Annotated in this window: 13 protein-coding genes; 7 read left to right on the top strand and 6 right to left on the bottom strand. The window is 34.2% G+C overall.

All coding sequences use genetic code 11. The annotated features are described in order from the left end of the window. The first annotated feature begins 74 nt into the window (after positions 1–74). Positions 75–515, top strand: coding sequence for a hypothetical protein (locus tag ACQKCJ_RS04180; protein WP_271334919.1), 441 nt, complete (start codon positions 75–77; stop codon positions 513–515). A 164-nt stretch (positions 516–679) separates the two neighbouring features. Then, a complete protein-coding gene (locus ACQKCJ_RS04185) occupies positions 680–1,414 on the top strand; it encodes a hypothetical protein (protein WP_271334920.1) in 735 nt (244 codons plus the stop codon). 53 nt (positions 1,415–1,467) lie between these two features. Here ACQKCJ_RS04185 and ACQKCJ_RS04190 read toward each other — a convergent pair whose 3' ends face one another. The 6 genes from ACQKCJ_RS04190 to ACQKCJ_RS04215 all read right to left on the bottom strand — a co-directional run bounded on the left by ACQKCJ_RS04190 (position 1,468) and on the right by ACQKCJ_RS04215 (position 7,853). Continuing rightward, the gene (locus tag ACQKCJ_RS04190) at positions 1,468–3,942 is read right to left on the bottom strand and encodes a zinc-dependent metalloprotease (RefSeq protein ID WP_427401447.1); all 2,475 of its coding nucleotides are present in this window, start codon (positions 3,940–3,942) and stop codon (positions 1,468–1,470) included. Positions 3,943–4,108: 166 nt separating this feature from the next. Further along, complete coding sequence (hemL, locus tag ACQKCJ_RS04195) at positions 4,109–5,395, bottom strand: glutamate-1-semialdehyde 2,1-aminomutase (protein WP_271334922.1); 1,287 nt, start codon at positions 5,393–5,395, stop codon at positions 4,109–4,111. 40 nt (positions 5,396–5,435) lie between these two features. Next, positions 5,436–5,687: a hypothetical protein gene (locus ACQKCJ_RS04200; RefSeq protein WP_271334923.1), complete on the bottom strand. Its 252-nt coding sequence runs from the start codon at positions 5,685–5,687 to the stop codon at positions 5,436–5,438. A 32-nt stretch (positions 5,688–5,719) separates the two neighbouring features. Continuing rightward, the gene (locus ACQKCJ_RS04205) at positions 5,720–6,619 is read right to left on the bottom strand and encodes a glucosaminidase domain-containing protein (RefSeq protein ID WP_271334924.1); all 900 of its coding nucleotides are present in this window, start codon (positions 6,617–6,619) and stop codon (positions 5,720–5,722) included. Further along, positions 6,612–7,508, bottom strand: coding sequence for a 1-aminocyclopropane-1-carboxylate deaminase/D-cysteine desulfhydrase (locus tag ACQKCJ_RS04210; RefSeq protein WP_271334925.1), 897 nt, complete (start codon positions 7,506–7,508; stop codon positions 6,612–6,614). Before ACQKCJ_RS04210 ends, ACQKCJ_RS04205 begins: the two co-directional genes overlap by 8 nt. A 3-nt stretch (positions 7,509–7,511) precedes the next feature. Continuing rightward, complete coding sequence (locus ACQKCJ_RS04215) at positions 7,512–7,853, bottom strand: hypothetical protein (protein WP_271334926.1); 342 nt, start codon at positions 7,851–7,853, stop codon at positions 7,512–7,514. Positions 7,854–7,966: 113 nt separating this feature from the next. Here ACQKCJ_RS04215 and ACQKCJ_RS04220 point away from each other — a divergent pair, with 113 nt between their 5' ends. The 5 genes from ACQKCJ_RS04220 to ilvA all read left to right on the top strand — a co-directional run bounded on the left by ACQKCJ_RS04220 (position 7,967) and on the right by ilvA (position 13,832). Continuing rightward, complete coding sequence (locus ACQKCJ_RS04220; protein WP_271334927.1) at positions 7,967–8,149, top strand: DUF5522 domain-containing protein; 183 nt, start codon at positions 7,967–7,969, stop codon at positions 8,147–8,149. An 18-nt stretch (positions 8,150–8,167) separates the two neighbouring features. Next, entirely contained in the window at positions 8,168–9,142 is a 975-nt protein-coding gene (locus ACQKCJ_RS04225; protein ID WP_271334928.1) for a 2-hydroxyacid dehydrogenase, read from the top strand. Positions 9,143–9,631: 489 nt separating this feature from the next. After that, complete coding sequence (locus ACQKCJ_RS04230; protein ID WP_271334929.1) at positions 9,632–11,608, top strand: urocanate hydratase; 1,977 nt, start codon at positions 9,632–9,634, stop codon at positions 11,606–11,608. A 104-nt stretch (positions 11,609–11,712) separates the two neighbouring features. Further along, complete coding sequence (locus ACQKCJ_RS04235; RefSeq protein ID WP_271334930.1) at positions 11,713–12,252, top strand: DUF4136 domain-containing protein; 540 nt, start codon at positions 11,713–11,715, stop codon at positions 12,250–12,252. A gap of 335 nt (positions 12,253–12,587) precedes the next feature. Next, a complete protein-coding gene (gene ilvA, locus ACQKCJ_RS04240) occupies positions 12,588–13,832 on the top strand; it encodes a threonine ammonia-lyase IlvA (protein WP_271334931.1) in 1,245 nt (414 codons plus the stop codon). The last annotated feature ends 129 nt before the right edge of the window (positions 13,833–13,961 follow it).

A 13,961-nucleotide genomic window follows, 5' to 3' on the forward strand; every position in this document is an offset into this window, starting at 1 on the left:
CAATTCTGATTATCAGATTAAACCTAATGTTTTTAACTCAGTCTAATTGATCTAACAATTAAAAAACTTACATCATGAAAAAACTATTTATTGCAGCTTTGTTATTCGTTGGAGTAGCAAGTTTTGCGCAAGACAATGGCCAAAAACCTTCTCGTGAACAAAAAGAAAGACTAACTCCGGAACAACGAAATGAGAAACATTTACAAAAACTAACTACAGACTTAAATTTAGATGCTAATCAACAAGCACAAATCAAACAACTTTTAGCAGAAAGAAGTGCCAAAGCAGATAAATTACGAGAGGAAAGAAAAGATCGAAAAGACAGTAATGTAAAACCAACTGCAGCAGAAAAAGAAGCATTCAAAAAAGAAGTAATGGCTGAAAAAGATGCTAATGATGCTAAAATGAAAATGATCTTAAATGCAGACCAATACAAAAAATGGACGTCTATGCAGGAAGAAAACAAAGAGAAGGCCAGAGAAAAAATGAAAGAATATCGAAACGATAAAAACTAATTATAATTTACCAAAGAGAGGCCTTAACAGCCTCTTTTTTATTTTAAACATTCATTATGGTTTCGTTAATAGTTTTTGTTAATTAAAAGATAAATCTGACAAGATGATTAAACTTAGCAAAGTTATTGAAGTCTAATTGGTATAAACCTTTAAAAAAACGAATTATGAAAAAATTATTTATCGCAGCTTTATTGTTCGTTGGAATAGTAAGTTTTGCACAAGACGTCAAACAAAAACCGACAGGTGATCAAAAAGAGAATTTAACTCCTGAACAGCGTAATGAGAAACATTTACAAAAATTAACTTCGGAACTGAGTTTAGATAAAAAACAACAAGATCAGGTAAAACAATTATTAGCAGAAAGAAGCGCTAAAGCAGAAAAGTTTAAAGACGCCCGAAAAGACAGTAAAACAAAACCTACTGACGCAGAAAAAGAAGCTTTTAAAAAACAGATAGAAACTGAAAGAGCAGCAAACGATGCTAAAATGAAAGCAATTTTGAATGCGGATCAATACACAAAATGGACGGCTCTTAAAAAAGATCACGAGCGTAAAGGGAAACATCATAGAGATTCAAAATCCCCTCAAGAACGCGATCAGGCACTTCTACAAAAATTAACAACCGATTTAAGCTTAAATGCTGATCAGCAAAAACAAGTTGGTCAACTTTTATCTGACAGAAGTACTAAGTGGTCAATGCTTGAAAAAAGCCGAAAAGATTCCGGTACAAAACCAACTGCAGCGGATAAAGACGCCATGAAAAAACAAATGGCAGAAGATCAAAAAGCCTTTGATACAAAAATGAAATCTGTTTTGAATGCTGATCAATATAAAAAATGGACAGCGATTCAAAAAGAGCATAAAGACAAAATGAAAGATCACCGAAAAGATAAAATGTAATTGGGATCAAAAAGAAGAGGCTTTAAAAGCCTCTTCTTTGTTTTAATAAATTTCTATTTCGGATTCAGAATTAAATCAATTCTTTTAATACAATCTTCATAATGGTATTTTGTTTCCGTATTAACCGGTCTTGCCTTTGCTGCCAAAAGAGTACTTCGTAATGTTGTTAATACTCCACGAACCAAAGCCCTAACATCAGATTGACCTACATTATAATATATTACTGATCTGTCTGCAGGTTTAATTTCTTCCGTCATCAAAGCCCCCATTCTGTCAATATAACCACGTTGCAAATTTCTGCGATATATGGTTACATTCTCTGGCGTAGCCGCTTCTTTCCAGATTCCTTTTCGCGTATCTTTTAATAAATCCAGTGCTTTATAAGTATCCGCGCCAAGAATTTCATTATCGATCAATCGCCCAATACGTCCAATACTTAATAAACTATTTAAATGTCTTACCTGCAAATTTCTAAACCTTTCAGCATAACCTGCAAAATCTGTATTTTTTAAAGTATTGACATTTACAATCCAGGTTGGTGAAGCAAAAGCATTGGCCTGAAGCCAATTCATTGCCTCTATCTGTTTTGATTTAGACACAACTTCATAAACATTTCCCGGTTGATTTGGCTTTTTAGTATTTTCATAAACACCGCCAACATTGGTTACAACATGACCAACATATCTACTCCAAACGTCCAGCATTTCTTTATACAACTCGTCAAGATCATCATAATTATTAGTTGCTGTGCTCGTCCATTCACTTAAATGACCTGCAACAAATTCTAAATTTTTAAGTCCGTACGAACTTGCTTTCATTGAATTATTTCCAATATCTTCTGTTTGAGAAGTAGGATCAAAAGCACTGCTTTGTTTTCCGAATTTATACAACGGATTTCCAGCTTTTTCCAGAATCCATTTGTCCAGAGTTTTTATTTCATCCTGAGGAGATTTCGCATTTGGAATCACTCTGTATCCCCAATTTACTGCATATTGATCATAAGCCCCCATTTTACGAATAAAACGAATATTTTTATCTCCTGGCTGTGCTATATAATTAAAACGGGCATAATCCATTATACTTGCCGAAATTCCGTTTTGTTGCGTAAAATCACCATTTCTGTAACTCTCAACATCATAAGCACAACTTGCGCCCATGTTATGAGGAAATCCTAAAGCGTGTCCTACTTCATGAGCAATCACCATTCGCATCATTTCTCCCATTTCTTCATCACTGGTTTGCAATGTTCTTGCAGACGGATTAGCCGCTCCGGTTTCTAATAAATATCGGTTTCTATAAGAACGCAAATGATTATGGTACCAGATAACATCACTTTCTATAATTTCTCCTGTTCTGGGATCAGAAACACTTGGGCCAACCGCATTACGGGTTGTACTTGCTACATAACGAATTACAGAATAACGGATGTCCTCAGGGCTAAAATCGGGATCTTCCTCTTTTGTTGGAGCGTCTTTAGCAATAATGGCATTTTTAAAACCTGCACCTTCAAAAGGTTTTTGCCACTCTTCAATTCCCTGCTTAATGTATTTTCTCAATTTTTCAGGCGTTGCAGGATCTAAATAATAAACAATTGGTTTAATAGGCTCAACCAATTCTCCCCTATTATACGCCTCAGGATCTTTAGGTTCTAATCTCCAGCGTCTGATATAAGTTTTAAGATCAGATTTTAATTCCGTACTTCCGTAATCATATTGACTTACTGTAAACCATCCTACTCTGGGATCTGCTAATCTGGGTTTCATTGGCACTTCCGGCAATAAGATCATCGATTGATTCATCTGGATACTTATCGACTCTGTATCTGCTAACATTGATGGTTTCGAAGCATTATAAGTCATATCCTGAATTACTTCAATATTCATTGGAAAACTTTTGATTGTATTAATAAAACTTCTTGAATCATCAAGACCTTTTACTTTGTAAGTTTCCCTCATTTCTGCAGATATTCCGCTGATGGCTTTGACATCTGTACTGTAAAATTTAGTCACATCAATAACTGTATTTGCTGAATCTTTGCTAAAAGCTACGATATCAAAAGCAAATAATGTAGGTTCATAATTATTTGATTTTACAGAGATACTAATGGGTAAAGTATCGTTTGCAACTGCATTGTATGATTTTGACTTGATCAGAATCTTATCCTGAAATCGTTGCCATACAATTAATTGCTCGTTGGTCTCGGATCCTGCATTTACATATCCTCCACCCAAATTAGACGGCAATTTAGAAAGTCTGCTTACCAAAAGCATGTCTTTATCTAAATATTTATTGGGTATCTCGAAGTAATATTTTTTATCGACTTTATGAACCGTAAAAAGTCCTTCGTCAGAAATAGCATTTTTAGTAATTACTTTACTATATTCCTTAATTGTAGATTCTGATTTTTTCTCAGGTGGCGTAACTGCCGTTTCCTCTTCTTTGGATTTCTTTTTGTTTGATTGTGCAAATTGTTGAGTAGAAAACAGCATAAAAAATGCCATTGTAATAAAAATGAAAAGTTTCTTCATTTATTATAAGTTTAGTGATTATTTGATAAACAAAAATAATTTTTATTCTAATTTTAGAATAAAAAAACAACGTATTAACTTTTCATTAACTATCTCCTGAATAAAAAAAAGGTTCAGCTTTACTAAAAAAGCTGAACCTTAAATTGAAAAAAAAATATATTATGTTTTAGAATGTCTTTGAAACCTTATCAATTGCATTAATCGTAAAATCCAAGTCTTCGTAACTTAATGCATCTGTAATAAACCAGGTTTCGTAAGCAGATGGCGCAATGTAAATACCTTCGTTTAATAAACCGTGAAAGAATTTCTTAAAAGTTTCATTATCTCCTTTTGCAGCCGTTTGAAAATCAACAACCGGATTGGCATCAAAATGCACAGAAATCATAGAACCTACTCTATTGATGGTAAAAGCAACATTATTTGCTTTTAAAACTTTATCAATTCCTGCTTCCAGATAAGCTGTTTTTTCTTCTAAACGGGTAAAAATAGCGCGGTCATTATCTAATGCCTGCAACATTGCTAATCCGGCCGCCATTGCTAATGGATTTCCTGATAATGTTCCTGCCTGATAAACCGGACCAAGCGGTGCCAGATAATTCATGATTTCTTCGCGTGCAGCAAAAGCTCCAACCGGTAAACCACCACCAATTACTTTTCCAAAAGTTACAATGTCAGCATTGATATTATACAATTCCTGAACGCCACCGCGAGCCAGACGGAAACCGGTCATTACCTCATCAAAGATTAATAAAATTCCGTTTGCAGTACACAATTCTCTCAAACCTTCTAAGAAGCCTTTTTGTGGTGGGATACAACCCATATTTCCTGCAACTGCCTCGATAATAATCGCTGCAATTTCGTTTTTGTTTGCTTCGATTAAAGTTTTTACATTCTCTAAATCATTGTATTTCGCCAACAAAGTATCTTTTGCAGTTCCTTCTGTAACTCCCGGGCTGTTTGGAGAACCAAAAGTTACGGCTCCACTTCCTGCCTGAATCAAAAATGAATCAGAATGTCCATGATAACAACCTGCAAATTTTATTATTTTATCTCTTTTTGTAAATCCACGCGCCAGACGAATTGCGCTCATACAAGCTTCTGTACCTGAATTTACAAATCTTATTTTATCAATATTCGGAACCATAGAAACTGCTAAAGCAGCAATTTGAGTTTCCAGTTCTGTTGGCATCCCAAATGAAGTGCCTAATTTTGCTTTTTCGATAACAGCATCAACAACTGGCTGGTAAGCGTGCCCCAAAACCATTGGTCCCCATGAATTAATGTAATCTATTAATTTATTTCCGTCTTCATCATACAAATAAGCACCTTTGGCACTTTTTACAAAAATAGGAGTTCCCCCAACCGCTTTAAAGGCTCTAACTGGCGAATTTACTCCTCCCGGAATTACTTTTTCTGCTTCAGCAAAAAGCTGACTACTTCTTTTATATATCATTTTTGATTCTAGATTTTAGAGTTCTGATTCTAGATTTAAGCTATCTGCTTAAACCCTGATCTCTTATAAACTCATTAAAATATTTTTGTTCTGTTTGTTTTTCTACTGAAAGTTCTTCCAATTTTATATCTGACATTCCTTGAGGAGAATAAAATTTCCATTTCCAAGTTGGGCGATGTTTTACAAAAAGATGACTTTCCGCAAACTCATCATTATCGTAAACTCCGAAAAAGAATCTAATGATTAAAACTGCTGCAAAAGTAACAATTAGTATTAAAACTTTCTTTTTCATAATAACTGAAAACTGCCACTGAGACTAAAAAATTACTTCACTTTCAACCTCTGCCCTATTGAAATTGCATTATCTGAAAGATTGTTTTTCCGTTTTAAATCGTCAACAAGTACGTTGAATTTTTTTGAAATCGAATATAAGGTATCTCCTTTTTGAACTTCGTACGAATTTGGATCGTTTGAATTTGCATTCGAATTTGAAGAACTTCGAACGGGAGCTGAGGAACTTTTAGTCACAGTTGTTTTCTCAAAAGGTTTGTAATTTCTACCCGTAACCTGACAATCGTATTGATGAAGATTGTATCTTTCGATATAACTTATTAATTTATCCGGATAATTAGGATCTGTAGCATAACCTGCCGCTCTCAGCCCTTTTGCCCAAGCTTTGTAATCGTCTTTTTCGTAAGTAAATAAAGTCGCATATCTATTTTTTCCGACTAAAAACAAAGCGTGATCTCTATACGATTCCGCAGCTTCCGGATATTTCCTGAAACATTCCTGGGCTGAATCATCATCATGACGAACACTTTCTCCTAACCAGTCTTTATGGCATTTAATTCCGAAATGATTGTTTGCTTCAACAGCTAAATCACCTCTTCCTGCACCAGATTCCAAAATTCCCTGAGCCAGAATAATACTGGCAGGAATACCATATTTTTGCATATTACCCATTGCAATATCTTTATACAACAGGACGTAACTCGTAATTAAATCATTGGTTACAACTGTATTTGATGTAGATTGTATTACTTCTGTAGTATTGTTTGTAGAAGGATAATTTTTGCCAATTGGTTTAGCATACGCTGGCTTTCTGGTTGCTGCCACTCTGGGCTTCTGCATTGCTGCTTTTTTAGTCGTTGCAATAGTAGGTTTACTAGAGGAACAACTTACTAAAGTTGCCAGAATCAGGAATGTTATAATTTTTTTAACCATTGTTTTTGAGTATTGGTAATTTTTTCTGTCTCAATTTTATATTCATCCCTTCAATTCCCTGCAATCCGCCGGTATGAATGAGTACTATTTTTGAATTTTCAGGAAAATAGTTTTTATAGATTAAATCTATAACGCCAAAAACCATTTTTCCTGTATAAATTGGATCCAGGGGTACTTTATTATCTTCAAAAAAAGTATTGATAAATTCAATTAATTCTAAATTTATCTTCCCATAACCTCCAAAATGATAGTCAGAAATCAAATTCCAGTTATCTTGTTTTGCAAAAATACGAATTTCATCGGTTAAAAAGTCACCTTTTAACGCCGGAAACCCTAAAATTTTCTGATGTGGCAAGGCACTATTGATTAATCCGGAGATTGTTCCACCCGTTCCAACTGCGCAGCATACATAATCGAAAACAGCATCTTCGTCAGTCAAAATCTCTTCACAGCCTTTTACGGCCAATTCATTTGTTCCGCCCTCAGGTACTAAATAAAAATCTCCAAACTTATCTTTTAATTTTTCAATAAAGGAAATTTCACTTTTATGCCTGTAATCTTCCCGGCTTACGAACTCAAATTGCATTCCGTTTTCCTGAGCAAATTTCAATGTTGGGTTTTCTTCAATTTTATCAAAAAGTTCATCCCCGCGAATAACACCAATCGTTTTAAAACCCTGCTCCTTTCCCGCATAGGCAACAGCAGCGATATGGTTCGAAAAAGCTCCGCCAAAAGTCAATATTGTTCCTTGGTTTTCAGCTTTTGCCGCAAGTAAATTATATTTTAGCTTCCTTAATTTATTCCCTGATACAAAAGGATGATTGAGATCATCTCGTTTTATTGTAAGCGCAATATTATTTGGAAAAGTGATATGAATTGGTACGTTCAAAATCTATTTTTGTTTTAAAGTTATGTAATTCAAAAAACCAAAGAAAGATCTGTTTTTCAAATAATCCAAATCATTTTCATTTGTATAAGCTTCTCTTTCAAAACTTATATTTCGGTATGCTAAATCTTTATTTTTATATTGTATTAATCTAATTATATATTCAAAAACATAAAAAACATAAAACGGAAAAACCAGTAATTCTAATTGCTGTCTCAAATGAATCTTTTCATGATTTACAAAAACCAGATTGTCTTTATCAAAATCATATTTTAAAAACACAAACGGAAATAAAGTCATTCCCCGATATCCTTTTGGAATTAAATATTTAGCAACAATCAGAAACATTAGCTGTAAAATTTATAAATTTGTAGATAAAAATTGTTCAATTTCATTAAAATCACAATCTAACAGTAGATTTTGATTGAAAAAAAATAAGAATATGAACCCAATGCAGATTTATGAAAGAGCAAAGTAATGAAAATAAATTAATCGAAGGCGAAGATTTTTACTATACGCCCGAAGGTTATAAATGCTTTACTGAAAAACACCATTTAAAACGAGGTTATTGCTGCAAAAGTGGCTGTCGTCATTGCCCGTATGGGTTTGATAAACGAACCGGAAGAATAAACAAACCGCAATAAAAACTAAAACAATACAAAATGAAGGTTTTTATAACTAAAAATATACCCGAAGCAGGCATTTTGTTACTTCAGGAAAAAGGTATCAAACTTACCATAAATCCAACAGAGAATGTATCATCACGAAATGAGTTTATAAATTTCTGTAAACAAAATGACGCTCTTCTGAATGTTGGAACCAATAATTTAGATGAAGATTTTTTTCAGCAATGTCCTAATTTAAAAGGTATCGCTTTATTTTCTGTCGGATTTGATTCCGTAAATATTCCATCCGCTAATAGCCGCAAAATCCCTGTTGGCAATACTCCGGACGTTTTAAACAGAGCCACTTCAGATCTTGCTTTTTTATTGATGCAAAGTGTTGCGAGAAAATCATTTTTTAATCATAAAAAAATTATAAGCGGAGAATGGAATTCTTTTAATGCCTTAGAAAATTTAGGACAGGAACTTTACGGTAAAACATTAGGCATATTCGGTTTAGGCAGAATTGGTTTTGAAATGGCAAAAAAGTGCAAAGCTGCATTTGGAATGAATATCATTTACCACAATCGCTCTCATAATAACAACGCCGAAAAAGAACTTGATGCTCAATATGTAGATTTCGAAAGCTTGCTTAAACAAAGTGATGTTTTGAGTATTCATGCAAATTACAGCAAAGAAAGCAATGAACTTTTCAATAAAGATGCTTTTGCAAAAATGAAACGCAATGCTATCTTCATCAATACAGCAAGAGGAAAATTTCATAATGAGGACGACCTTTTTTATGCACTAACCAATGATGTCATTTGGGGCGCAGGACTTGATGTTACAAATCCTGAACCAATGAAACAAAATAACCCATTATTATCTTTGCCAAATTGTTGCATTTTACCACACATTGGCTCCGCAACATACGAAGCCAGAAATGCAATGGCAATTTGTGCTGCACAAAATATAATAGCACTTTTTGAGCATAAAAAAATGCCGTTTTGTGTTAATGAAGAAGTTTATTCTTAATTAAAAAATGGGACAATTTATTAATTAGATAATTTCTTAATTCGTCAATTAAAAAATCAACAACTAACAATTAATCATCAATAATTATAAATGGATATTCGCTCAAGAAAATTTAGGATTAAAATCCACAAATCTTATCATAGGTCGGATATTCGTTATCCGTAGGTTTTTAATTAGAAAATATGTCAATTTGAAAATAGATAATTCTTTTTAAACTGAATTTATATATCGCTCCAATGGAGCTTTTACTAAAAGATCTATTTTATTTCTATAAATATGACGCCTTTCCAAGGCTAAAATTAAACTCCGGAGGAGTGCCATATTTATAGCGGTATATTTATGCCGCATATTTATAGAATTTCATTTAACAATCAGATTTTTAGCCCCAGCGGGGCGACATAATTTAAAACTTATAATAACTAATTTATAGATTATAATTTTAGCCTTAGAAAAAGTCTAAAATCAATAATCTAAAATCTCAAATAAACCATGACTTTCAAAGAACAAATTCAACAAGGAATTCCTTCTATATTGCCTCCAAAAAAAGAGTATGATTTTGCAATTAACCATGCGCCAAAAAGAAAAGATATTCTTTCGAAAGAAGAAAAAAAACTGGCTTTAAAAAATGCATTGCGCTATTTTGAACCTCAGCATCACGCTGAATTAATTAAAGAATTTACCGAAGAATTAAATACTTACGGTCGTATTTATATGTATCGCCTGCGTCCTGATTACAGAATGTACGCAAGACCAATCGACGATTACCCCGGAAAATCAGTGCAGGCAAAAGCGATTATGCATATGATTCAGAACAATCTGGACTATGCTGTGGCGCAACATCCGCATGAATTGATTACATATGGCGGTAACGGAGCTGTTTTTCAGAACTGGGCACAATATTTATTGACGATGCAATATTTGTCTGAAATGACAAATGAGCAAACCTTAACAATGTATTCTGGACATCCAATGGGATTATTTCCTTCGCATTCTGAAGCGCCAAGAATTGTGGTTACAAACGGAATGGTGATCCCGAATTATTCTAAACCGGACGATTGGGAAAAAATGAATGCTTTGGGCGTTTCTCAATACGGACAAATGACGGCGGGAAGTTATATGTACATTGGCCCACAAGGAATTGTACACGGAACGACAATTACGGTTCTAAATGGTTTCAGAAAAATAAAATTAAATCCTGAAGGCAATTTATTCGTAACTTCAGGACTTGGCGGAATGTCCGGAGCACAACCAAAAGCAGGAAATATTGCAGGTTGTATCACGGTTTGCGCTGAAGTGAACCCAAAAATTACCAAAATCCGCCACGAACAAGGATGGATTAACGAAGTCGTAACTTCGACAGATGAATTGGTAAAGAGAGTGACTTTGGCAAAAGCCAATAAAGAAGTGGTTTCGATTGCTTATTTAGGAAATGTCGTTGATGTATGGGAATGTTTTGATAAGGAAAACATAAAAATTGACTTGGGATCGGATCAGACTTCACTTCATAATCCGTGGGCTGGAGGTTATTATCCGGCTGGAATTTCTTTTGAGGAAGCGAACGAAATGATGGCCAATAATCCTGATTTATTCAAAGAAAAAGTTCAGGAATCTTTGCGCAGACAAGCTAAAGCAATCAATAAACACACCGCAAAAGGAACTTACTTTTTTGATTACGGAAATGCTTTTTTACTAGAGGCTTCCCGCGCTGGTGCAGATGTAATGGCCGAAAATAATATCGATTTCAAGTATCCAAGTTATGTTCAGGATATCATGGGACCTATGTGTTTTGATTATGGTTTTGGTCCGTTTAGATGGGTTTGTACTTCTGGAAAACCGGAAGATTTACAAAAAACAGATACTATCGCAAGTGAAATTCTGGAAGAAATGGCAAAAACGGCTCCAAATGAAATTCAGCAGCAAATGCAGGATAATATCAAATGGATCAAAGGTGCTCAGGAGAATAAATTGGTTGTGGGTTCTCAGGCGAGAATTCTTTATGCAGATGCTGAAGGCCGCATTAAAATTGCCGAGGCTTTTAATCAGGCGATTGCAAAAGGCGAAATTGGAACTGTTGTTTTAGGTCGTGATCATCATGACGTTTCCGGAACTGATTCTCCTTACAGAGAAACTTCAAATATCTATGACGGATCCCGTTTTACTGCCGATATGGCGATTCAAAACGTGATTGGAGACAGTTTCAGGGGTGCAACCTGGGTTTCGATACATAATGGCGGCGGAGTTGGCTGGGGAGAGGTAATAAATGGTGGTTTTGGTATGGTTCTTGATGGTTCTCAGGAAGCTTCAAAACGTTTAGCATCAATGCTTTTTTGGGATGTTAACAACGGAATTTCAAGACGAAGCTGGGCTAGAAATGATGAAGCTATTTTTGCTATAAAAAGAGCAATGGAAGTTCAGCCGTTATTAAAAGTTACGTTACCTAATATTGTAGATGAAAATCTATTTTAGTTGACTAATGTAACCTTGAGTGGAGTCGAAAGGCTATAGAGGAAAAAGGGCTTCGACTCCGCTCAGCCAGACAAAGAAAGAAGAACATTAAAATTTTTAAACATATGAAAACATTCAAATTAGTACCCGTTTTTTTGCTTTTAATTCTTGCGTCATGCAGCACAGTCAGTGTTTATTCTGATTATGATAAAAACGTAGATTTCACGCCTTATAAGACTTATGCATTTTTTAAGCCGGGAATTGATAAGGTCGAAATTTCTGATTTGGATAAAAGACGTATCCTACACGCCATAGACGAAGAAATGCAAGCCAAAGGTTTTACAAAAAGTGAGAACCCAGATTTATTAATAAATATTTTTACAAAATCAAGAGAACAAGTTAATGTAAACCAATTTAGCGCCGGTTGGGGTTATGGTTGGGGTTGGGGATGGAATCCTTACATGATGTACGGAGGAAATCAAACTACTGTATCAACCTCTACAGAAGGAACTTTATTCATTGACTTAATTGATGCTAAAAAGAAAGAAATGATCTGGCAAGGTGAAGGTGTTGGAACTTTAACCAAAAACGTAGAGAAAAAAGATGCTAAAGTAAAAGAACTTGTATCAAAAGTTTTGGCACAATATCCTCCGGTTAAGAAGTAAGTTTTTAAGTCGCAGTTTTCAGTATTTGAAAAAACTAAAAAAAGTTATTAAATACTTTACGAAATAATTTATACATTTGCCATTCAATTATCTGAAATGAAAAACTTAAATATCATTATTATCTCTGTTAACATTATTGCAATTCAGCAATAATGGCGAGGTATTATATAAATAAGTAAACAAAATACAATTTATGAAACCTCCCAAACCGGGAGGTTTTTTATTTTAATAAATAATCAAAAGGTTGTCACAAATTTCACGTAGGTTCACAAATTATTTTTTTCTAATCAAACAATAAAATTTAGTGCTAATTCGTGGCAAAAAAACAAAACAAAATGAATTTATTTAACGAAGTACTTGCTGCAAAAAAGCAATTAGAAAATGTAGTAGCCGCTACTCCACTTACGCAAAATTTAAATCTTTCAGACGAATTTCAATCGACTATTTTATTGAAACGGGAAGATTTACAAATTGTACGATCGTACAAAATCAGAGGCGCTTATAACAAGATTTCTTCGTTGAATGATATCGAAAAAGCAACTGGAATTGTTTGCGCAAGTGCCGGAAATCATGCACAAGGTGTTGCATATTCCTGCCATATTTTGCAGATCAGAGGCAAAATCTATATGCCGAAAACGACTCCAAAACAAAAAGTAAAACAGGTTCAACTGTTTGGAAAATCGTTTGTTGAAATTGTGCTTATCGGAGATACTTTTGATGATGCTTATGCGTCCGCAACTGCAGATGCCGTAAAAAATCATAAAATATTTATTCATCCTTTTGATGATGAGAAAGTAATTGCCGGTCAGGGAACTGTTGGACTTGAAATTCTCGAAAATTATAAAGAAGCTATCGATTATGTTTTTGTCCCAATTGGCGGAGGTGGATTGGCTTCAGGATTATCTGAAGTTTTTAGACATCTGAGTCCTGATACTAAAATTATTGGAGTTGAACCTAAAGGTGCTCCTTCAATGAAAACCTCTATTGAAGAAAATAAAAATACTGCACTTGCAACTATTGATAAATTTGTTGACGGCGCTGCAGTAAAACAAGTTGGCGATAAAACTTTTGAAATATGCCGTAATAACTTAAACGACATCATTCTGGTTCCTGAAGGCAAAGTGTGCACGACAATTTTGCGTTTATACAACGAAGAGGCTATGGTTGTAGAACCGGCTGGAGCATTAACAATTGCTGCTTTAGATTTTTATAAGGATAAAATAAAAGGCAAAACCGTAGTTTGCGTAGTAAGCGGAAGTAATAATGATATCGAAAGAACGGCCGAAATAAAAGAGCGTTCTTTACTTTACGAAGGTTTGATGCATTATTTTATGATTCAGTTTCCACAACGTCCCGGAGCTCTAAAAGAATTTGTAAATAATATTTTAGGACCGGATGATGACATCACTTACTTTCAATTCGCTAAGAAAAACAGCCGTGAAGTTGGTTCTGTCGTAGTTGGATTAGAATTGAAAAACAAAAAAGATATTCTGGCAATTAAAATGAACATGACCAAAAATGGTTTTGAATTTCAATATCTGAATGACAACCAGGATTTGTTTACACAGTTAATAGGATAATCAAACTTTAACCCACTTTTTGTTTTTCTTTAAGTTTCACTGCATAATCTTTGTGTAACTTTGTGTACTGGATTTTCGCAGAGAATCACAAAGATTTCACCAGCTTTACAAAAGAAAGCACTTTATTTT

This window comes from Flavobacterium sp. NPDC079362 (genome assembly GCF_050267765.1).
GTDB lineage: Bacteria > Bacteroidota > Bacteroidia > Flavobacteriales > Flavobacteriaceae > Flavobacterium > Flavobacterium azizsancarii.

Coding starts and splice junctions, on each gene's coding strand:
- hemL (WP_271334922.1), bottom strand. CDS start 5,395: ATGATATATAAAAGAAGTAGTCAGCTTTTTGCTGAAGCAGAAAAAGTA.
- ACQKCJ_RS04235 (WP_271334930.1), top strand. CDS start 11,713: ATGAAAACATTCAAATTAGTACCCGTTTTTTTGCTTTTAATTCTTGCG.
- ACQKCJ_RS04185 (WP_271334920.1), top strand. CDS start 680: ATGAAAAAATTATTTATCGCAGCTTTATTGTTCGTTGGAATAGTAAGT.
- ACQKCJ_RS04205 (WP_271334924.1), bottom strand. CDS start 6,619: ATGGTTAAAAAAATTATAACATTCCTGATTCTGGCAACTTTAGTAAGT.
- ACQKCJ_RS04180 (WP_271334919.1), top strand. CDS start 75: ATGAAAAAACTATTTATTGCAGCTTTGTTATTCGTTGGAGTAGCAAGT.
- ACQKCJ_RS04200 (WP_271334923.1), bottom strand. CDS start 5,687: ATGAAAAAGAAAGTTTTAATACTAATTGTTACTTTTGCAGCAGTTTTA.
- ACQKCJ_RS04230 (WP_271334929.1), top strand. CDS start 9,632: ATGACTTTCAAAGAACAAATTCAACAAGGAATTCCTTCTATATTGCCT.
- ACQKCJ_RS04225 (WP_271334928.1), top strand. CDS start 8,168: ATGAAGGTTTTTATAACTAAAAATATACCCGAAGCAGGCATTTTGTTA.
- ACQKCJ_RS04215 (WP_271334926.1), bottom strand. CDS start 7,853: ATGTTTCTGATTGTTGCTAAATATTTAATTCCAAAAGGATATCGGGGA.
- ACQKCJ_RS04220 (WP_271334927.1), top strand. CDS start 7,967: ATGAAAGAGCAAAGTAATGAAAATAAATTAATCGAAGGCGAAGATTTT.
- ilvA (WP_271334931.1), top strand. CDS start 12,588: ATGAATTTATTTAACGAAGTACTTGCTGCAAAAAAGCAATTAGAAAAT.
- ACQKCJ_RS04190 (WP_427401447.1), bottom strand. CDS start 3,942: ATGAAGAAACTTTTCATTTTTATTACAATGGCATTTTTTATGCTGTTT.